The 19018-nt window shown below is 57.3% G+C and carries 16 protein-coding genes, 1 tRNA gene and 2 pseudogenes; 14 read left to right on the top strand and 5 right to left on the bottom strand.

The window, feature by feature from the left end; translation table 11 throughout:
* Positions 1–39 precede the first annotated feature (39 nt).
* Positions 40–285, top strand: a complete 246-nt coding sequence (locus P0Y33_RS18765; protein WP_279528532.1) for a glutaredoxin family protein — start codon at positions 40–42, stop codon at positions 283–285.
* A gap of 10 nt (positions 286–295) precedes the next feature.
* The gene (locus P0Y33_RS18760; RefSeq protein WP_279530367.1) at positions 296–829 is read left to right on the top strand and encodes a cob(I)yrinic acid a,c-diamide adenosyltransferase; all 534 of its coding nucleotides are present in this window, start codon (positions 296–298) and stop codon (positions 827–829) included.
* Here P0Y33_RS18760 and P0Y33_RS18755 read toward each other — a convergent pair.
* The gene (locus P0Y33_RS18755; protein ID WP_279530366.1) at positions 823–2073 is read right to left on the bottom strand and encodes an adenine deaminase C-terminal domain-containing protein; all 1251 of its coding nucleotides are present in this window, start codon (positions 2071–2073) and stop codon (positions 823–825) included. The genes P0Y33_RS18760 and P0Y33_RS18755 overlap by 7 nt on opposite strands.
* Positions 2019–2423 (bottom strand): annotated as a pseudogene (locus P0Y33_RS18750) (amidohydrolase family protein); the annotation flags it as partial. The pseudogene P0Y33_RS18750 and the gene P0Y33_RS18755, both read right to left, overlap by 55 nt.
* Before the next feature lie 476 nt (positions 2424–2899).
* Here P0Y33_RS18750 and P0Y33_RS18745 point away from each other — a divergent pair.
* The 4 genes and pseudogenes from P0Y33_RS18745 to P0Y33_RS18730 all read left to right on the top strand — a co-directional run bounded on the left by P0Y33_RS18745 (position 2900) and on the right by P0Y33_RS18730 (position 6421).
* The gene (locus P0Y33_RS18745) at positions 2900–3166 is read left to right on the top strand and encodes a DUF7553 family protein (RefSeq protein WP_279530365.1); all 267 of its coding nucleotides are present in this window, start codon (positions 2900–2902) and stop codon (positions 3164–3166) included.
* Between the two features lie 42 nt (positions 3167–3208).
* Positions 3209–3283, top strand: a tRNA-Val gene (locus P0Y33_RS18740).
* Positions 3284–3807: 524 nt separating this feature from the next.
* Positions 3808–4821, top strand: a complete 1014-nt coding sequence (locus P0Y33_RS18735) for a ribbon-helix-helix domain-containing protein (RefSeq protein WP_279530364.1) — start codon at positions 3808–3810, stop codon at positions 4819–4821.
* A 122-nt stretch (positions 4822–4943) separates the two neighbouring features.
* Positions 4944–6421 (top strand): annotated as a pseudogene (locus tag P0Y33_RS18730) (IS66-like element ISNpe8 family transposase).
* A 26-nt stretch (positions 6422–6447) separates the two neighbouring features.
* On the opposite strand, the gene P0Y33_RS18725 reads toward P0Y33_RS18730, so the two are convergent.
* Positions 6448–7533: a DsbA family protein gene (locus P0Y33_RS18725; protein WP_279530363.1), complete on the bottom strand. Its 1086-nt coding sequence runs from the start codon at positions 7531–7533 to the stop codon at positions 6448–6450.
* A gap of 81 nt (positions 7534–7614) precedes the next feature.
* Positions 7615–8475 (bottom strand): hypothetical protein, encoded by an 861-nt coding sequence (locus P0Y33_RS18720; protein ID WP_279530362.1) that lies wholly within the window; start codon positions 8473–8475, stop codon positions 7615–7617.
* A 414-nt stretch (positions 8476–8889) separates the two neighbouring features.
* Here P0Y33_RS18720 and P0Y33_RS18715 point away from each other — a divergent pair, with 414 nt between their 5' ends.
* The 7 genes from P0Y33_RS18715 (at position 8890) to P0Y33_RS18685 (ending at position 16915) form a co-directional block, all read left to right on the top strand.
* A complete protein-coding gene (locus P0Y33_RS18715) occupies positions 8890–10404 on the top strand; it encodes a metallophosphoesterase family protein (RefSeq protein WP_279530361.1) in 1515 nt (504 codons plus the stop codon).
* Positions 10401–12404 (top strand): AAA family ATPase, encoded by a 2004-nt coding sequence (locus tag P0Y33_RS18710; RefSeq protein ID WP_279530360.1) that lies wholly within the window; start codon positions 10401–10403, stop codon positions 12402–12404. Before P0Y33_RS18715 ends, P0Y33_RS18710 begins: the two co-directional genes overlap by 4 nt.
* A gap of 714 nt (positions 12405–13118) precedes the next feature.
* Entirely contained in the window at positions 13119–14090 is a 972-nt protein-coding gene (locus P0Y33_RS18705; protein ID WP_279530359.1) for a DNA double-strand break repair nuclease NurA, read from the top strand.
* On the top strand, positions 14032–14391 hold the full coding sequence (locus P0Y33_RS19050) for a DNA double-strand break repair nuclease NurA (RefSeq protein WP_328518067.1): 360 nt from the start codon (positions 14032–14034) through the stop codon (positions 14389–14391). The genes P0Y33_RS18705 and P0Y33_RS19050 overlap by 59 nt, the downstream gene beginning before the upstream one ends.
* A 174-nt stretch (positions 14392–14565) precedes the next feature.
* The gene (locus tag P0Y33_RS18695; RefSeq protein ID WP_279530385.1) at positions 14566–15198 is read left to right on the top strand and encodes a hypothetical protein; all 633 of its coding nucleotides are present in this window, start codon (positions 14566–14568) and stop codon (positions 15196–15198) included.
* Positions 15195–15677, top strand: coding sequence for a hypothetical protein (locus P0Y33_RS18690; RefSeq protein ID WP_279530384.1), 483 nt, complete (start codon positions 15195–15197; stop codon positions 15675–15677). Before P0Y33_RS18695 ends, P0Y33_RS18690 begins: the two co-directional genes overlap by 4 nt.
* On the top strand, positions 15602–16915 hold the full coding sequence (locus P0Y33_RS18685; protein WP_279530383.1) for an ATP-binding protein: 1314 nt from the start codon (positions 15602–15604) through the stop codon (positions 16913–16915). Before P0Y33_RS18690 ends, P0Y33_RS18685 begins: the two co-directional genes overlap by 76 nt.
* A gap of 548 nt (positions 16916–17463) precedes the next feature.
* Here P0Y33_RS18685 and P0Y33_RS18675 read toward each other — a convergent pair.
* A complete protein-coding gene (locus P0Y33_RS18675) occupies positions 17464–17988 on the bottom strand; it encodes a hypothetical protein (RefSeq protein WP_279530387.1) in 525 nt (174 codons plus the stop codon).
* 203 nt (positions 17989–18191) lie between these two features.
* Here P0Y33_RS18675 and P0Y33_RS18670 point away from each other — a divergent pair, with 203 nt between their 5' ends.
* Entirely contained in the window at positions 18192–19016 is an 825-nt protein-coding gene (locus P0Y33_RS18670; protein ID WP_279527070.1) for an IS5 family transposase, read from the top strand.
* The last annotated feature ends 2 nt before the right edge of the window (positions 19017–19018 follow it).

Genomic DNA, 19018 nt, shown 5'->3' with positions numbered 1-19018 from the left:
AGGCAAACGACTTAGTGGGTCTCCGCCCAAGCCACACGTATGGCAGACGACATCGTTCTCTACGCACTCGACGGCTGTCCGTACTGTGAGAAAGTCCACGACGCCCTCGAAGCGGAGGGAATCGACTACGACACGCGCTGGACCGAGGGACTCCACTCGAAGCGCGACGAGGTGAAACGTGTCAGCGGACAGCGCGGCGTCCCCGTCATCGTCGACGAGGAACGCGGCGTCGTCATGCCCGAGAGCGACAACATCCTGGAGTACGTCGAGAAGACGCTGGCGTGAGGGTCGAGCGATGAAGATATACACCGGCCGCGGCGACACGGGCGAGACCGACCTCCGGGACATGTCTCGCGTCTCGAAGGCGAATCCGCGCATCGAGGCCTACGGCACCGTCGACGAGGTTAACACACTCGTCGGCGTCGTCCGACCCACTGGGTACGACGACCTGGACGACTACCTCGAACGCGTCCAGAACCACCTCCACATCGTCCAGGCGGACTTCGCCAACCCCGACCCCGACGAGGACGACCCCGTGATTCGCGAGGCCCACGTCGACGAGATCGAGGGGATCATCGACACCGTCGCCGAGGAACTCGAACCGCTCCAGTCGTTCGTCCTCCCCGGGGGGAGCGAACCCGGTGCGAAACTCCACCACGCCCGCGCGGTGTGTCGACGCGCCGAGCGTCGGGCGGTCGCCCTCCAGGGCGAGGAAGACATCAACGACACGGCAGTCACCTATCTCAACCGACTCTCCGACGCGCTGTTCCAACTCGCCCGTCTCGTCAACGAGCGCGAGGGCGTCCCCGAGGAGAACCCGACCTACTGAGACGCGAGTCCGACGACCGCTCGCTCCGTCACGTCGGCGTAGCCGCCGAACGTGAGTTTGAGACCGGGGACACCCGTGAACGTGAGGGTCTGGAGCGCGAGCATCGGTCGCTCGGGGTCCGCCCCGAGTCGCGAGAGTGCCTCGTCGACGGCGTCCATGGCCTTCGCGGTGTCCTGGACGTCGAGCGCCGAGCAGAAGCCACCGACGGGGGCGGGTGCGTCAGCGACGACGTCGCCGTCCGCGACGACCGCCCACCCACCGCCGAGTTCCGCGAGGTGTGCGACGGCCGTCTGCATGTCGGCGTCGTTCGTCCCCGCGACGAGCGTTCCGGCGGCCTCCCACGTCGTCGTGGTGGCGACGGCGCCCTCGTCGAGTCCGAGACCGGTGAGGAAGCCGACGAACGAGCCACGGTCGGCGTCCGGGTGGCGGTCGACGAGCGCGACCTTCGCGAGGTCGGCGTCGGGGTCGGCGTGGAGTTCGCCGTCCTCGGCCGGGGGCGCGACGCGCGTCTCGGTCGTGATGAGTCCCTGCTGGTGGTCGAGTGCGCGGACCGACCCATCCTCGTCGGCGGCGTCGGCGGGGACGGAGAGCGTGCCCGCCGCGAGAGGGCTGACGGTCCCGTAGACCTCGTCCGGGTACTCGTGGACGCGCGGACTCACCGTGAGGTCGTGGGTGTCGAGGACGACTTCGCCGTCGGTGACGACCGTCGAGACGTCGACCGTCTCGAAGTCGCCGTCGTCGGTCCGGAGGTCTTCGAGGACGACGATGTCGGCGACGTTGCCCGGCGCGAGCGACCCGCGGTCGTCGAGGCCGTAGTGGCGTGCGGGTGTGAGCGTCGCCATCCGGAGCGCCTCGGGGAGCGAGACCCCTTCCTCGACCACGCGTTCGACGACGACGTCCACGTGCCCTTCGTCGACGAGTTTTCGGGGCCACATCCCGTCGGTCGACAGCGAGAGTTCCGCGGGAGAGAGTCCGTCCGTGGCCGCCTCGGCGAGGGCCTCGACGTCGTCGCGGACGGAGCCGTAGCGGCCGATGGCGTGGACACCGTTCTCGACGCGTTCGCGGATCCCCTCGGCGGAGATAGCCTCGTGGTCGTTGTCGACGACCGAGGCGAACGCCTGGAGGAGGCCTCGCGACAGCCAGCGCCGTGGCCCGCGATGGGGAGGTCTCGCTCGCGAGCGCGCGCGTGTAACTCTTCGACGTCGGCTATCGTGTCCCCTCCTTCGCCGACGGCGTGGATCCACCCGATCTCGCCGACGCCGACGACGCGGTCGTCGTCGAGGAGCGCTGCGAGGTCGTCGACCGAGGCGGTGGCGTCGGTGAAGGTGTCGACGAGCGGACCGGGCGGGACCGTCGCGCGGACGGTTACGGGGAGGTCGTCGGTGGCGTCGAGGAGGTGGCGGACGCCGTCGGCGCCGAACGCCGAACCGAAACTCGCCGCCTCCGTGACGACGGTGGTGGTCCCGCCGCGGATGGCGTAGTGGTAGGCCGACTCGAAGGTCTGGTGGAGGTCGAGGTGGGTGTGCGCGTCGATAAAACCGGGGACGACGGCGCGACCGGTCGCCTCGACGACGTCGGTCTCGGGGCCAATCATCGGGTCGGGGTCCTCGGGGAGCGCGGCGACGCGGTCGTCGACCACGGCGACGGCGACGTCGTCGAACGCCATCGTCTCCGGGCGGAAGACCCGCCCGCCGCGGACGACGAGGTCGGCCGGCTCTTTCCCGAGCGCGACGGCTCGGCGGTCGGTCACGGAACCACCCGCCAGCGAGAGGGCGTACTCATGGGTGGGGAGTGAAGCGGCAGGTCAAAACAGTTTGTGGGCCGTCGGTGGCCAACCGTCGGAGCGTCCGGGTGGACGCCAGGTGGGACAGACGGTGACGGGCACGAGACCCGTCCGAGTGGAGCGGCGGAGCAGTGGTGGGACGACAGCCGGCCGCTCGGGCGCCGACTGATGCCAACGTCGGCGTGGTTTTAGGTGTGCCTAACAACTCCAAAAGCCTTCCGGTTTAGGCTAACCTAAACACTGGTCGCCCCACAAGGGTTTTCGCTACTGCCAGCCTACTTCGACGTATGGATCCGCACTTCGAAGACGCCCGTCACCACCTGAAGCGCGCCGTCGAGTCCGTCCGGAAGGGTGCCGAGAAGGAAGCAGAGAAGCTCGAAGAGCGCGTTCGTGAGGTGACCGGCAAGGAGGAAGAACCGGAGCCGAGCCGACTCGAGAAACTCCAGGAGGAGATCGAGGAACTCGAAGAGAAAGTCGAGGGCGAGACGAAGGAGGCGCTACAGAAGGCACGCGAGCGGCTCGGCGACTATCGCGCGAAGGAAGAAGGGCAATAAGACAGCCTTAAGTTCTCCCTTCGACTACGTGAGTGTAGCCTCGGGCCGGTGGTCTAGTCCGGTTATGACGGCTCCTTCACACGGAGCAGGTCGGCGGTTCGAATCCGCCCCGGCCCACTTTCTGACCTGCTGCGACTGAAGTCGCAGCAGGCGGCGGGTTCCTTAAAAAGGAACCCGCATCCTGCATCTCTGAAGTCATTAGGGGAGCTGATGCGGGTACGCGCCATCACGGGGTTATCGTGAAGGAACGGTTCTGACTATATAAATGTCAGCTACATCTGGGGCTATGATAGCTGGTAAATTTGAAGGAGAGCGCGTCGGCTAGCCAAGGGAACGCCAGACCGCGCGCAAGTGAGTGGACTGGTTTATGGATATCCGATATGGGATGGGTATTGGATATCCCTATAGCTAATAGCTATATGTACATGTGCCGGGAAGTTCTATAGCTAATCAAGATTAGCGGCTCTACTGAAAGCTCAGCACTTGCCAAGAGTGACGTGCTGAATACAGCGTGCGTGTCTTGCAGAGGTATTCGGCCTGAAGTGGCTGGTAACTACACCTGTGTGTGTCTAAACGCGCGATCTAGACTCCACCCCTAGATTTTTGTTCACACAAATATGACATCAGTGTGTAGTTAACACATGCCTCGAGTAACTGTCCGCGTTGAGGACGAACTGAAAGAGAAAATGGATGAACAAGAGCAAGTCAACTGGTCAGAGTTCATCAGGCAATCAATCAGGGAACGGGTATCCGAGTCGGACCGACGGCAGATTCAAAAACTAGTCCGGGAATACGACGGAGACCTCCCCCGGCTTTTCACGCTCTACATGTTTGCCGAACGAATCAGCAAGAACCACATCTATGAGACGATGGAACGACTGTTCGATGAGGACCACGACAAGTTGGTCGATGATGTAGAGAATGATATCGACGAACTCCATCTCCCTAAGATGTATAAGAAAACTCCGGACGGCGAGCGGTACAGCGACCTCATCATTGAGGAGGTGGAAACACTCGCCGGTGATGCCATCCGTACCTATGTCCGCGACAGAATCGCGGAGGCCCCCGAGGTAACCAAAGAGGGAGTGAGTCTTTTGCCCCACTTCGTACGCAATCGGAGGAACGATGACGGCACGTCCCTCAAACAACGGGGGTTAACTCGTACTTGGTCCATTCGCTCTAATTCCGATGTGAATACTGACCGGCTTCTCGGTACCGGGCTTGCGTTTGCAGACTATTACAGGTCGAACGCCTACAGCTATAGCACCTACCGCATCCCGGGGTATGCACTCGATATCCTTGACGAACTTGAACGACATCCGACGCAATTCAAGGTCCCGGTTTCACACCCTGACACCGAAACCGTAGCGAAACTCAAACAATCTGAGGCTTTCGATGTATTCCTCAGTTGGATGGACGGGATGACCAAGCGTATCCCCAAACACGGCGAAACGGAGGAAATCCAAGAGTTCCTTAGCGACTACGATCTGATGATTGACCAATTCGAAGATATGCGTAAGCAACTGATTGAGAACAATATGCTGGTGCTGGAGTACAGTCCGCATAGATCCAGTACTGGCAGTCGAAGCTCACTTCCCGCTCAATGGAAATATCGTACGTGTTTAGCCCCGTCTGATTTCGTCACTGTCTCGTAGGTGGTGGCCTGTGACAGATACATGGTCTGTCAGCAGGGAGTCAGTCTACATTCTCAGGGATGGTCTCCGCTGCCCGGAGACCATCCCGTCGGCCCTGCTGTCGTCGTTTCGAGGTGGAATCGATGAGCTGGGACGATCTCTCCAAGGACGAACTCCTCTCGCGGTTTCTCCAGATGGAGGAGCGAATCGACGAGCTGGAAGAGAAGATTGCCCAGAAGGACAAGCGGATCGAGGAACAGAACGAACGGATCGAAGAGCAGCAAGAGCGGATCGAAGAGCAGCAAGAGCGGATCGAAGAACTCGAAACACGTCTCCGGAAGTACGAGAATCCACACACTCCACCCAGTAAGCGACGGTCGGGGACCGACGAGTCCCCGACCTCGCAGGACGACGAAGACGACGATGTCCGAACTGATGGTGGTACTCCCGGTCGAAAGGACGGTCACAACCCGGAGTGGCGCTCTCCGCCCGATCCTGATGAAGAAATCGAGGTCACCTCTGACTGTTGTCCCGAGTGTGGCGACCACTTCGACGAGTCGGTGGGCGTCAGCCCCCGACTCGTCGAGGAAGTCCCGGATCCACAGCCACCAGAAGTCACCCAGTACAACCGACACCGCTACCAATGCGACTCCTGTGGAACTGAGACGGTTGCGACTCACCCCGACTGCCCCGATGAGGGGCAGTTCGGGGTGAACGTCATCGCGCAATCTGCCCTGTCACGGTACGATCACCGCCTTCCCTACCGGAAAATCACGGACCGCTTCGAGCAACTTCACGGACTCGAACTCTCAGGTGCATCCGCGTGGCACGCGACCGAGCGCGCTGCGCGCGCCGGTCGCTGTGAGTACGAGCAGATCCGTCGAGAGATTCAGGAGGCTGAAATCGTCCACGTTGACGAAACCGGCATCAAGCGTGACGGTGACCAAGCGTGGATCTGGACGTTTCGGACGGACGAGCATACGCTGTACGCGGTCAGAGAGAGTCGTGGGAGTGATGTTCCCGCGGAAGTCCTTGGCGAGGACTTCGCGGGAACGGTCATCTGTGATGGGTGGACGGCGTATCCAGCGTTCAGCAGTACGCTTCAGCGGTGCTGGGCACATCTTCTCCGGGAGGCTGAAGACGTTGCAGTGACCACGAGGAGGCAGAACCGGTGTACCGGTATCTCAAGCAGATGTTCGTCGGTCTCCAGTCGTGGCTGGAGACCGACCCAGATCCTCGTGCGAGAGCACAGATGCATCGAGCGTGTCAGGACGGCCTCAGATCGCTCGTTGAGCGGTCAGTGACCGACGAACCAGTGGCAACACTCCTCGGGAAGATCGAAGGTGGACTCGACCACTGGCTCACCTTCGTCGGTGAGCCAGCGGTCTCCCCGACGAACAATGCCGCAGAAAACGCCCTTCGTGAACCTGTTGTTCTCCGGAAAATCATCGGAACACTCCGGAACGACCGTGGCATGTTCGTTCACGAGACGATCTTGTCCCTGCTGGCGACGTGGCGCCAGCAGGGACGCAACCCATACGAGGAACTTACGCGGGTTGTCCACGACAACGAAATGATCTCACGAGAGCAGACTGTGCCGGTTGTTGAGACCTCGGGGTAAACACGTACTTTGATTCCAAGTTGGGACTATATTACTTCCCAAAATTCCCCCACACCAAGACAGACTTGCTGGACTTTCTCTGAGTTCTTTAGTTGAGCCCGTTCTGTATCCAGTGCCTTCATCACTTCAACAGTAGTGGCGAGATCATATTCGGTAATGAAATCGGTCAATGGTTGTGGGACTCCAGCCGGCATGACGTTATTCCCGACGAAAGCGAAGTATGTAGGCTCGAACTCGATATGACCACTCTTGGGGATTTCAAGGTCGCCCGCACTAACCCACATCTGTGGTGTTGTATCAACCTCGGTGAGTTGTTCGGTGTCAACCTCAGCCCAGTGTTTTCGAAGTTGGTCGACGTCCAACCCAATCTCTCCTGCAAGGTTCAGCAGAAGGTCCTTATCTTCAATATCTCTCCCTTCCACGAGTGCTGCGATTCGAAGCCGGCGGAGATATTCTCGGAATAGTTCTTGGCCTTGTTCTTGGGCGACACCAAGTGCTTCTGTTGACAACCTTGAGGTCTCGGGAAGGCCTTCCAGTTGTGCGTAGGGCATCTCGTAGCGTTCAGCAGCTACCTCGTAATCAACGATGTCGAGGTCACGCGGAGGTAGTAACTCATACGAGATATCGAGGCTGACACCAAACTCCACTTCTAACTTCTTTAGAACTGGTTCAATACCCCAGCCAACTGAATCCCACGCGTCCGTTATGACCGTTATTTCTCCAATCTGTGGCTCCTCGTCCCTGTCATCATTTTCAGTTTCCTCGCTTTCGGATCCTGTCTGTGACTCCTGTTTTCCAACACTATCGTTACTAGGCTCTTCGACGATTGTGGGTGGTTCTTTCTCTTCTGTAGTGGCGCCAGACTCCTCTCCATCATCCGTATTGTCCACTGGATCATCGTCGTCACTCGCTCCTTCATCGTCATCTGAGTCATCCTCGGTCCCCGAACCATCTCCACCGCTACCACCGCCTGTACTAACGACTCCGATACCGCCACCTCCACCACCACTTCCAGTCGTACTAACGCTACCTTCCCCGCCTCCACCGCTCGCTGTAGTATCTTCTGAGGGACTTCGTCGCTGACTCTTCGGTAGAACCTCCACCGAAGTCACCGAGTGTTGGTGCGCCGGGAGGGACACCAACGCTTTCCTCTTCTTCGTCGTCGTTACTGCCACCTCCGCCGCCGAGACCCATCATTGTTGCACCACCGTGACTTTGTCGAGAAGGACGCTTTCCAACCTCTCTCGCCAGTCCGTGAAGAGGTCTTCGTGGAAGCTACCGTTGACCTTGCAGTTTTTGGCAAATTGAACGATTCCACTTGCACCCGTGACTTGGGGAGGAAGTCGACTCAGGTGCGTTTCTCCGTGTCGTGCAATGATGAAGATGTTCTCAGCGTCCATGACGTCAATGAGGTTTTGGATGTGGTTCTCGAGTCTTCGAATGTAGTTTCCGCCGTTCGTGTACTGCTTTGTGTAGAAGGCGTAGTTTGAGAAGTCATACCTCTCATAGCAGTCTTTGAGCCGCTGGTAATGCCATCGGTACATCCCCTTGGCGAGCGGCAAGACTCCGATATCCAGAGACTCCTCCTCAACGTAGCTCATCACGAAGTTGAGTCGCTCAATGAAGAAGTCGATTCCATGCCGTTGGGCACGTTTAGCTTCCTCCTCGGATTGGTTGGATTCCTTCCAGTAGACCTCGCCAGCATCCGGGATGTAGATCGCGGGTTGTATGTCTTCAAGTAAGTCTCGAATATCGTCTCGCTGCCGAGCGTATACGTCGATATCTGGGTCGGTCGCAGTTACGATAGGTATCTGCCAATCTTCCAGAACTGCGTGAACCGATCCGTGGTCACGAATGATTTTCGCGGCGTCAGTGAAGTTGATAACTACCCAACGGACGTGATAGTTCCCGGCAAGAAACGAGTTGAGAGCTTCAGTGGGTTCGTACCGGAGGATGATGCCTCTCGGAAATGAGTGTATTCGTTGACGTGCTGTGACATCATACAGTGTTCGTTGAACTCTATCCGACCCTGTGGAGTGGGCGGGTGAACTCATTTGTGCTGGTCACTGTTCCCGGTTGGTTTTTCGGGATGGGGAACACACCGGTGTTAGGTACCAATCAACATAACTGTTGCGGGAAGATGAAGTCGAATCGGGAGTCTTGAGAGGCATATACCGACATTACTGGGATGACAGTGCGTATTCACAGTTTATTTGCGTCTTGGCTAGCCGGGTGGTGGAATAGACATCTGTTTTCCTGTCTCTGTTATCGGAATTGAGTTACTAACAATCGGAGTCTCCTATGCTAGTCTACTTTCACTATAGTCAACATACTATTAAGTAGGCTCAATTAGTATAGCGAGATATCACGATGCTATTGTCTGGGAAGTGGACTATGACACTGCAGAATCCGAGGGAGGGAGAGCCAGTGAGCAACACACTGGCGACTGGGATGAGGGTGCTCGGTCGATGAAATTCGCACACATGGCCGACATCCATCTCGGCCACCGTCAGTACGGCCTCAAGCAACGAGAGGACGATATGGCCAGCTCGTTCCGAGCGACACTCAAACTCGCTCTGCAGAGCGACCCAGACGCCATTCTTCTGCCGGGCGATCTCTTCGACTCCCGCGATCTGCGACCGAAAGTTCTCGAAGAAGCCGAAAACGCGCTTGAGCTTGTTCCCGATGACGTCCCTGTCCTCGTCTCACGCGGAAACCACGACGAGAACCTCACGCCCCGTGACGTCACGTGGTTGAACTTCCTCCACAGGCGTGACCAAATCGTTCTCCTTGAAACAGCCCTCCGGGGTGAAGGTGAGGCCGCAACCTTCCGCCCGTATGACCCAGACAAGGATACTGGTCACGCAGGGTTCTACGACGTCGAAACTGACGCCGGAACAGTTCGCGTCTACGGACTCCAGTGGCGCGGCGCCCGCACGGACACCGCACTCACCCAAGTCGCACGCGGTATCAAGAAGACGAACGCTGATAACGGCGACCCGGACTACACAGTCCTTCTCGGTCACTTCGGTATTGAGGATGAAGTGCCCTCCCTCGGCGGGAACGTAACTCACGCCGAGCTCCGTGAAGTACGCGACGTCGTTGATTATCTTGCGCTCGGGCACATCCACAAGCAGTACTCGTCCTCCGACTGGATATTCAACCCCGGGTCACCGGAAGCCCACAATACACAGGAAGCCCATGAAGACTGGAACCACGGGTACTACGAAGTGACGCTCAGCCCTGCGAGCGAGGGTTATGATGGCCCCGGTCGACTAGCACACAGCGTCAACCACCACCATTCCCGCCGACGTCCGTACTTCCGCCCACCCGCGTTCGATGTCACACCCTACGACACGCACGGAGAACTCTTCGAAGCCTTCCGTGACCACGTCACGAACCACGAGAGCAATCTCGACAGCGTCCTGCAGCAGGAAGAGTTCCTGAAAGGTGGTGACCAGCGACGGCCGCTCGTCGATCTTCGGTTCGAAGGGACGCTTCAGTTTGATCGAAGTGAATTCTCCACCGACGAACTCGCGGATCTTGTCGAAGATGCCTATGACGCGCTGTATGTTCAGACGAACACGAGCCGAGTTACGTCGGCCGAGATTGAGGAACTTCTGAAGGGTCTCGATGATGACGAGGTCTTCATCGACGGCCGCCTCCAGACGGAGGCGCTAGAACAGCGCGTCTTCGAGACTATTGCGAATGAATCTCGATTCAGCGAGAGGGCTGAAGACGTCGCAACTATCCTTAGTGACGCCCACCGAATGGCGAAGACCAACGAAGACCCTAAGGACATCACCGAGCTCGTCACGCAGCGCCGCCGCGAACTCTTTGCGGATGAAGCCGAGAACGTGATGATCGATATCGACGACGATCCCTTCGACGACGAGGCAGTAGAAGCGACAGACGACGCTGGGACCGAGGCAAGTGAACCAATCGGCGACGGTGCAGGTACAGGGGGAGGTGAGGACGAATGAAGATTGACTCAGTCACACTGGAGAACGTCAAGTCCTACGAGGAACGCACGACAATCGACCTCCGAGGTGGTGTGAACGCCATCCTCGGTGAGAACGGTTCCGGGAAGTCGACGATTCAGGAGGCAATCGGGTTCGCTCTTTTCGACTCCCTACCGTTCAACAACAACGAGTTCGTCCGCGAGGGCGAATCGTCGGGGACGGTCGAGGTCGTTATAGAGCTTCGAGAGGACGATGGTGTCCAGAAGTATCGAATCACGCGGTCAGCCGGCCGCTCGAACTACGGCGTCGCCCGGTACGACCCAATTGAAGACGAGTGGATCGACCAAGACATCGACAAGAAGGATCAACTCGTTAACTGGCTCTGTGCTCGGTTCGACCTTGAGGACAAGGATGAACTCACGAAAATCTGGGAGTCCTGTATCGGCGTGCCTCAGACGCGCTTCCTCTCCGATTTCGCCCAGACGCCAAGGAATCGGAAGAATACTTTCGACGAGTTACTCGGCGTCGACGACTATGAAGAGAGCTTCAATGGGGCACTCAAGCAAGTCCCCGAGGAGATTGCGGACGAACAGGATGATCTCCGTGAAGAGATACAACAGCTAACCGGCGAGGTACAAAGCCTTCCAGAACAGCGTACGAAGCAGACCAACTTGGAAAGCGGCATCGAGGAACTCAACGCCCGTATTCAGAAGAAGCAGGAGGAGAAAGACGAGGTCGAATCAACGTTTGACGAGCTGGACGCATTAAAAGACCAATTAGACGAACTCGATGACGAGGTTGCATCCGTTGAGCAAGAGATTGAGTCGCAGGAATCGGCACTAGAAACAGCGCAGGAAGAACTAGCTCGGGCACAGGCCGCCGCCGAGAAGTGCGAAGAAGCAGCGGAGGGTCACGAAGCGTATGAAGCCGCGCGGGAACGCCGTGAGCAACTCACGGAGCGTAAGGAGCGGCTGAACGAACTTCGACAGGAGAAGCAAGAGAAGCAAGCCACGGTTCAGCAGCTCGAGAACGAGATTGAGTCCCTGAAAGAAGACGTCGAGACGCTCCAACAAGCACGCGAGAACCTCGAACAGTACCGGGAAGACAAGGAACGATACGAGGTACTTGGTGAACGAATCAATGAACTGGAGCAGAAGAAGCAGAAAGTCGATCGGCTCCAGAACGAGATTGGTGACTTAGAGGAGGAAGCGCACGGGGTACTGCACGACCTTCGTGACCGGAAGCAACTGATTGCCGAGATTGAGGCTGAGGCAGCTGCCACGGAGGACATTGACGACCTCACCGACAAGGTCAACGAACGAGAGGTGAAGCGACAGTCGCTAGCCGCTGAGAAGGAAGATATCGAGGAACATCTTGGCCTGCTCCGTGACACCGATGCAGACGAGGATGCGGTCTGTCCGACCTGTGGGGAGCCTCTTGACCCAGATGATCGAGAGGAACGCATTGCGGAACAAGAAGCACGTCTCGAAGAGATTGAGCAGGAGCGTAAGCGGCTCGCAGAAGAGATTGAGGAACTTGAGGAGCGACTCGAAGAGGCGAAGGCTGTACAGGATCGTGTCGCTCAGCTCGGTGTTCACCGGGAAGCGGTCGCGGACCTTGAAGAAACACTGCGAACCTCAGTACTGAGAAGGTCAAGAAGCGAGAGAAGATTGAGTCCCTCGAAGAGGAAGTCGATGAACTCCCCTCGCTCCGAGAGGAGCGTGAGTCACTCGAAGACGCCGAGAAAGCGTTCCATAGAGCAGAAACGCGAATTGAGGACAACGAGAACGCCCCAGAGGAACTGGAGCGGGTCGAGAGCCAGCTTGAAACCGCGAGGGAAGAAGTTGAAAAGCTGGAAGAGCAGATTGAGGAGTTCGACGATGTCGAAGCTGAACTGGATGTGGTTGAGGAAACGCTCGACGAACACGAACCGGACTACAAGCAGTACGAGCAGAACAAACAGCAAGCCGCTGAACTCGACGATAGAAAGCAGGCTGTCGGAGAGCATGAGAACGAGCTAGAGAGTCTTCAGGAGAAGAAAGAGACGCTGGTTGAAGAGCGTGAAACCGTTGAGTCGAAGTTCGATCCCGAGGAATACGAGCAGTTCGACAACCGACTCGACGAACTGGACCAGAAGATTACGCAACTCACGACGAAGCGAGACGAACGGAAGGACCAACTCGAAGACGTCGCGGCCGAGGTTGAGCGGCTGGAGGAGAAGCTGGACGAACGGAGCGAGAAAGTCGATGAACTCCAGGAACTCGAAGCCGACCTCGAATTCGCGAAATGGGTCCGAGAGAATGTCCGGAACGCTGGCCCGAAGATGCGGGAGGTCATCACCGACCGGATCGGGACGCGAGCGAACGCGGTCTTCCGGTCGATTCGTGGACGAGATGCTGAGCAACTCGAATGGACGGCGGACTACGACATCATCGTGCACGACGCGGACGTCCGCAAGTCCTTCTCAACGCTCTCGGGTGGCGAGAAAATGGCTGCCGCACTCGCGGTCAGACTCGCGATTCTCGAACAGCTATCCAGTCTCGGCGTCGCGTTCCTCGACGAGCCGACGGCGAATCTCGACGAACAGAAGAAGACGAATCTAGTCGGCCAACAGAGTCCCTTGATGCGTTCGATCAGCTTGCCGTCATCAGTCATGACTCGACGTTCGAGTCGATGACCGATTACAGCGTCAAAATCGAGAAGCCCGAGCAGACTTCCGAGGTGGTGAGTGACTAATGCCGCTCGACAAGGCGAGTGTTGTCAGTGATCTCGATCAAAGCCGAGAGGACATCCAGACGTATCTCGAGGACGATGATGGTCTCGTCGAGAAGTATCAGGAAGCGTTCCGCTCTCTTCCTCGGGACTGGACCACAGCAGAGGTTCGCGATGAACTTTCCACATCGTCATACCCGGGAGCAGTCCCGATCAGCTCGTTCGATGATGCGGACTCGATAATCCGGCACCACGCGCCGTCGGACGAATGGGAGAGCCACGAGGCAGTCAACGACTGGGCACGCGATCTCCTGCTGGATGTCCCGATGGTCGCCACGGACGGTTCCGAAATCCCGCCTACGACCCAGTTCAATGTTCCACTTGCGTACGTGCAGGCTGCATGGTGTCTGAATCACCACCGTCCCACTGGCGCACTCAAGCGAGGACAGAACGGGAAACTCCTTAGCCCGGACGAAATCACTCGTACCGGTGGCGAAGAAGGCAGTGATGAGTACCGATTCGTCGATAGTTCGCTCGTCGGCCTCAATCGGTACGAGCACGAAGCGGCAGTCGTCGTCGACCGCATCGAGACACTCGCGGAGGCTTACGAGGCTGGCGAGTTGGAGAACCCGCCTATCGTGCTCTACGATGGCCCGTTCGTCATTTCGTTCGCGAACCCACGTCGACCGGCTATCCGTAATCGCTATCTTGAGGCAGTGAGCCGAATCCTCGCTGCGAGTGCCTATCACGAGATTCCCGTCATCGGATACGTTGCGGGGACAAACGCTGTCGAACTCGTCAAAATGACGCGATTGCTGCTCCGAGATGATCTCGGAGGTGAACGCACCATCCCTGACGGACGCATTCTTACGGGAATGATGAGTCCGTGGGGCGACTCGACGATTCCTTTCCTATGTCGGCGCGACGGTAGCGTCGATGGCCCAGACGACCTACAACGGGAAAACGTACGAGTTCGGGAACGAGATTCACTTTAGCTATCTCAAGGTCCCTCCCGGTTCAGGCTTAGATCGGTTGGAGTTCCCCGGCTGGCTACTGCATGCTGATGGTCCCGGTGATTACGAGAATCTCTACGAGTACACACTCGATATGGTACGAGCCGAGGCGGGAATTGGCCGTGGATATCCGGAGGTCCTCCAGCAGGCAGATACTGACGCCGTCCTCGACCACCAAGATCGCCAGCAGTTCCTCCGTCTTCTCCAACAATGGGGCGAAGAGAATGATGTCCCCATCGAGTGGGACTCGAAGGCTCGCAGCAAAGAACTCCGGAGACGATGAACGTCCGGCAGCCGGACCGCGAGCAGCGAGAGTCGCCGCCCCTTCGGGGGTCGCTATGCGGTCGAGCGAGCGACTTGGCCTTCCTGAGAATAGTTTCTGCAATTACGGTTGTGGAGCCGTTATGCCCACAGTTAGCTACAAGAGCACATGAGCACACCCAGTACTGGCGAGAGCGTGGACGACTGCCTCGCCATCGGGAGTATCGTTAACTCGAACGACCACATGGACTACACGGTCGAGATTTTCAACGAAACCGACCGTGAGCGTCCACCGGAACCAGACGAATGCGGATTCGGACAGCCTGTGTTCGTCCGGAAAACCGTCGACGGCGACGAGTACGCAGTTATGGGGGTCATCTATAACACCCAACTCGTCGATCCGGACCAAGGGCGTTCAGGGCCTCGACTTGCACAGAGCGACCAGAAGCAGTTCACTCCCGGATACGTCGAGGAACGAACGACTCTCGCGGGTGTCGCACTGCTCGGCACTGCCCGGATTACTGAGGACGGGTCTATCGAGTCACCCAATCACAAGATACCACGCTGGACCCTCTCCGTTGACGATATCGTCCTGAACTGCCCTGATGGGGTGACCCGCACGTTCCACACAGGTGAGCAAGGCAGTCTACAACTCGCGTATATGGAGCGGCTCCTCGACATCGCTGGCTCACTCGGCGCCGAGGTGACACTCGCACTCATCGAGCGCCTTCAGGACCTGTTCTCGAGCGAGGAGCATCAGCGAGTCCTGAGTGTTCTGGAGAGAGACGTGCGGTGGCAGTCGTCGGTTGACCGTGGGGTGATGCGATGAGCTCGTTCGACTCGGTTCCGACTCAACACGAAGGCGACCTTATCGGGACAGTCGCCGGTCCCGGTGAAGGACCGAACGAGTTCCTGATTGTTACACCGGACGAACAGGCAGTGAAGACCGGCGAGTTCATCACATACACTGTCTCTGTCGAAGGGACAGACCGGGACGTCATCGCGCGAGTCACAAACCGTGAACAGGAGCGCGGACTCCCGGACACGTTCATGGCTGACCCGAACGTCGCGCCGGAGACGGTTGCAGCGACACTCGGCGTTCCTACCGACGACATCGACCTTTATCGACTGGAGGCGACCGTCATCGGGTTCTACGACACCCGCATGCAGACATTCTCCAATCCACGTCAGCTCCTCGGCCGGGAACCCGACTTCACACCGCGCCTGACGGGATGCTCGAAGCCATCCTGCCGAATATTGGCGTCGACGAGGACGAGGCCACCGACACGGCAGGAAATCTCGCCCTGAGTCAAGTCGACGTCGAGAGTAAGGACGGCCTCGCCCACATGGGTTGGCTCCTCAACCGAGACACGAACGCTGTCGACATCCATCTTCCTATCAACGAGTTTGCCGCGACCCACCTCGCGATTCTCGCGTCGACGGGTTCGGGGAAGTCGTACACAGCAGGTGTCCTGATGGAGGAGATGATGATGCCTGACTCTCGGGCATCGCTCCTCGTCTTCGACCCACACGGTGAGTACGATTCTCTTGGCGAGATGCGTGGCAGTGAGACGTTCAGCGGGGACGGGTACCAACCAGAAATTGAGTACTTCAGCCCGGAGAATCTCCGCATCCGTATCTCGGAACTCAGCGTCGGCGACGTAATGTCTATTCTCGACAACCCCAGTGACCGGATGCAGGAACGACTCGACGGCGGGTGGCGTGCGATGCAGCGTCGAGAATCTCGGACGTGGGGTATCGACGAGCTTCTGCGAGAGATGCGGAACCAGTATGGAGAAGATGACTCGAGTGTTGGTGCCCTTGAGTGGCGACTTCGTCGATCGATCCAACGGAACGACTTGTTCACCACGGACGCGAACGTTCCATTAGATGACCTCGTCTCCCCCGGTCGCTGTACGGTTCTGCAGATGGATACACTCGATAGTCGCGACCAGCAGATGATTGCGACCGTTCTCCTGCGACGCCTCTATCAGGCTTGTCTCGCTGCAGTTCGAAACCGTGGAGACGACCCGAATTACGACGGCGAGGTTATCGAGCATCCGCTCTTCTCTCTCTTCGAGGAGGGCCATCGGTTCGCGCCGGCGGCCGGCGACGCGCCGTCGCTCGGGATTATGCGGACGATTACGTCTGAAGGTCGGAAATTCGGGTTCGGAATCGGAATCATCAGCCAGCGGCCGTCGAAAATCGATCCAGACGTCCTCTCACAGTGCGGGACACAGGTAACGATGCAGATCAAGAACCCGGAGGATCAAAAGGCAATCAGGACGAGTGTTGAAGCCGCCGGCGAGGAGGTTCTTCGAGAGCTTCCGGGCTTAACTCCGGGACAGGCCGTCGTTTCGGGCGACGCAATGAATACTCCAGTACTGATTCAGGTCCGAGAGCGGCATACAGAGCACGGAGCAGACAGTATTCCGGCCACGTCTCAATGGCGGAAAGCACACGAGAAGCGAAGTCAAACTCCGACTAAGTCAGAAAGTGCCGATATGGGTGGCGGTGAATCAAGCGGGACAGAGGATCTTCTCTGACGCGCACACACCATATAGTTGCCTTGTCTGATGAGCCAATTATTTATGGACGGGAGATGAACTACCTTACACCAGAGAATAATTTGTGAGGGGATCAACCGTGGTTAATAATAAACTCTTGCCGCTCGCTCTCCTGTACGTTGACAGAGGGAGAGAGATTGAGGGGATAACGCGGTTGCAAAAGCTTGTCTTTCTAGCACAGAAGGATGAGGGCGTGTCTGGTGATGATGGATTTGAATTTAAACCATACAAATACGGTCCCTATTCGAAGGAATTGATGGATGTTCTCGACACGCTGGAGGATCGTGGTTACATCAAGAAGACCATTCAAACGACTAGGAGCGGGAACGAGAAATATATTTATTCTCTAACGGAGGATGGGCAGGAGCTGGTAAGGAAAGGTCTTCTGAAGAAACGAGGTGGCAAAGATCTCCTTGACAAATCGGAGGACGTCAAGAAGAAGTACAATCAACAGCCGATTGAACGCGTTCTTCGGTATGTCTACAATAAGTACCCTGAATACGCGAAGAATAGCGAATTAGATATCGCTAACTGGTATCGTTCTTCGGATTCTCATCATCTGAATTTGGTTCTTGGTCCGCTGAGTCTTCGCTTTCTCTCCAATCAGATAGGTCTGTTTGATCTGGAGTTTCAAATGCAGACTGCTCAAAGTCACTAATGATGTCCTCAATCTCTGACTCTATATCCGACTCTTGATCAACGATTTCGGTATCTTGATCTGTGCCTTTAACCCTCGTTCCGGGGTCATCTAGAGATAGCACCACTCTACCAATCTCGTCAGGTGATAGGTAGATACCACGCCCAACTTCTGTCTCAAGGACGTCTTCTAGTGTTTCTAAGTCCTGTTGATAATCTTCAATTTGACAGTATTGTGGGTTTTGGAGATACAGCTCCCTCTTATCTTCTGACCATGTTTTTCGTTCCCATCTTCCAGTGATGACCTCTTGGTCGTCATTCGAAAGGTGAACCTCAACTAATTCAGACTTATGAGTCTCCTCGTCGAATAGATATGCCCATGGTTCTCGTCGATCTCGTTCTTCGTCAGGGTTCAAAATTTCACGGTTAACAAACCCAGCGACCAGTCCCAGACAGCTGCATGATATAATGTGTAGTCCATAAAGTGTGACTAAGTCCCGAACTTCCAGCTTTTGAAAGCTATTCTCAGTGGCTAAGGAGACTGCTCTGTTGAATAGCGATTTTATCGGCCGATATCACAGGTTTAGAAGGATGAAGCCGAGGAAATCGATTCTGACCTATGGAAGTCGATATCCTCGACTTCGTGGAAAAGTGTCGGCACCTGGCTAAACAAGCGTTGGGGAAGCACGCGGGCGAGCCCGCCAGCGGCGGGTTCGCCCGCTGGAAGCACGTAGTCATTCACTGTTTCCGGCGTGAAGAGGGCCATAGCTTCCGTGAAACGGAAAATCGGCTGGAGTACATGACGGCACTGTTGGAGGTACTCGATCTGGAGGAGGGAGATATCCCTGACTTCACCACACTCAACAAGTCGTTCGATCGGTTCAAAATGTGGGTCTGGCGGGCGTTGCTGCGCGTTTCAGCGCAGCAACACCCGCAGTCTGGTCACGTCGCCCTCGATAGCACGTTCTTCGACCGTGGCCACGCCTCAGCGTACTACCGTACGCGGTCTGATCGATCGGTAGAAACGCTCAAAGTGACGACGTTGACTGATACGGAGTCACTTGCCGTTCTCGATGTGCAGTGTCACGCCCAATGGAGGCATGATACGAAAACTGGTCCGCAGATCGTCCGCCGGAACGCGGACGATCTGCATACTGTCGCCGCCGATAACGGGTTTCAGGACTGGCACACCGAATACGAGATTGCTGCGCTGGATCTTGAGTATCTCGTTCACTACCGCGGTTCGTCACTGATGGCAACCGCAAACAACGCGCTTATCCGGTCAAAAGGCTACTCTCAGCGCTGGATGGCTGAGACTTCATATTCGACGACGAAGCGCTCGCTCGGCGATGCCGTGCGAGCGCTGGACTGGTATCGACAGTTCCGTGAAATCGTCCTCATGTTCGCCATTACTAACATAGAGTCTCTCTGTGAGCCGCTCTAACC

The organism is Halospeciosus flavus, assembly GCF_029814175.1.
GTDB lineage: Archaea > Halobacteriota > Halobacteria > Halobacteriales > Halobacteriaceae > Halospeciosus > Halospeciosus flavus.
Note: the sequence above shows the minus strand (reverse complement) of the source record. Positions and strands in the feature narration are given on the sequence as shown.

What these genes read in the sequence shown, in the direction of transcription:
- P0Y33_RS18760 (WP_279530367.1), top strand. Translation starts at nt 296, where the DNA reads ATGAAGATATACACCGGCCGCGGCGACACGGGCGAGACCGACCTCCGG.
- P0Y33_RS18720 (WP_279530362.1), bottom strand. Translation starts at nt 8,475, where the DNA reads ATGAGTTCACCCGCCCACTCCACAGGGTCGGATAGAGTTCAACGAACA.
- P0Y33_RS18710 (WP_279530360.1), top strand. Translation starts at nt 10,401, where the DNA reads ATGAAGATTGACTCAGTCACACTGGAGAACGTCAAGTCCTACGAGGAA.
- P0Y33_RS18705 (WP_279530359.1), top strand. Translation starts at nt 13,119, where the DNA reads ATGCCGCTCGACAAGGCGAGTGTTGTCAGTGATCTCGATCAAAGCCGA.
- P0Y33_RS18735 (WP_279530364.1), top strand. Translation starts at nt 3,808, where the DNA reads ATGCCTCGAGTAACTGTCCGCGTTGAGGACGAACTGAAAGAGAAAATG.
- P0Y33_RS19050 (WP_328518067.1), top strand. Translation starts at nt 14,032, where the DNA reads ATGGCCCAGACGACCTACAACGGGAAAACGTACGAGTTCGGGAACGAG.
- P0Y33_RS18685 (WP_279530383.1), top strand. Translation starts at nt 15,602, where the DNA reads ATGCTCGAAGCCATCCTGCCGAATATTGGCGTCGACGAGGACGAGGCC.
- P0Y33_RS18745 (WP_279530365.1), top strand. Translation starts at nt 2,900, where the DNA reads ATGGATCCGCACTTCGAAGACGCCCGTCACCACCTGAAGCGCGCCGTC.
- P0Y33_RS18670 (WP_279527070.1), top strand. Translation starts at nt 18,192, where the DNA reads ATGGAAGTCGATATCCTCGACTTCGTGGAAAAGTGTCGGCACCTGGCT.
- P0Y33_RS18765 (WP_279528532.1), top strand. Translation starts at nt 40, where the DNA reads ATGGCAGACGACATCGTTCTCTACGCACTCGACGGCTGTCCGTACTGT.
- P0Y33_RS18690 (WP_279530384.1), top strand. Translation starts at nt 15,195, where the DNA reads ATGAGCTCGTTCGACTCGGTTCCGACTCAACACGAAGGCGACCTTATC.
- P0Y33_RS18715 (WP_279530361.1), top strand. Translation starts at nt 8,890, where the DNA reads ATGAAATTCGCACACATGGCCGACATCCATCTCGGCCACCGTCAGTAC.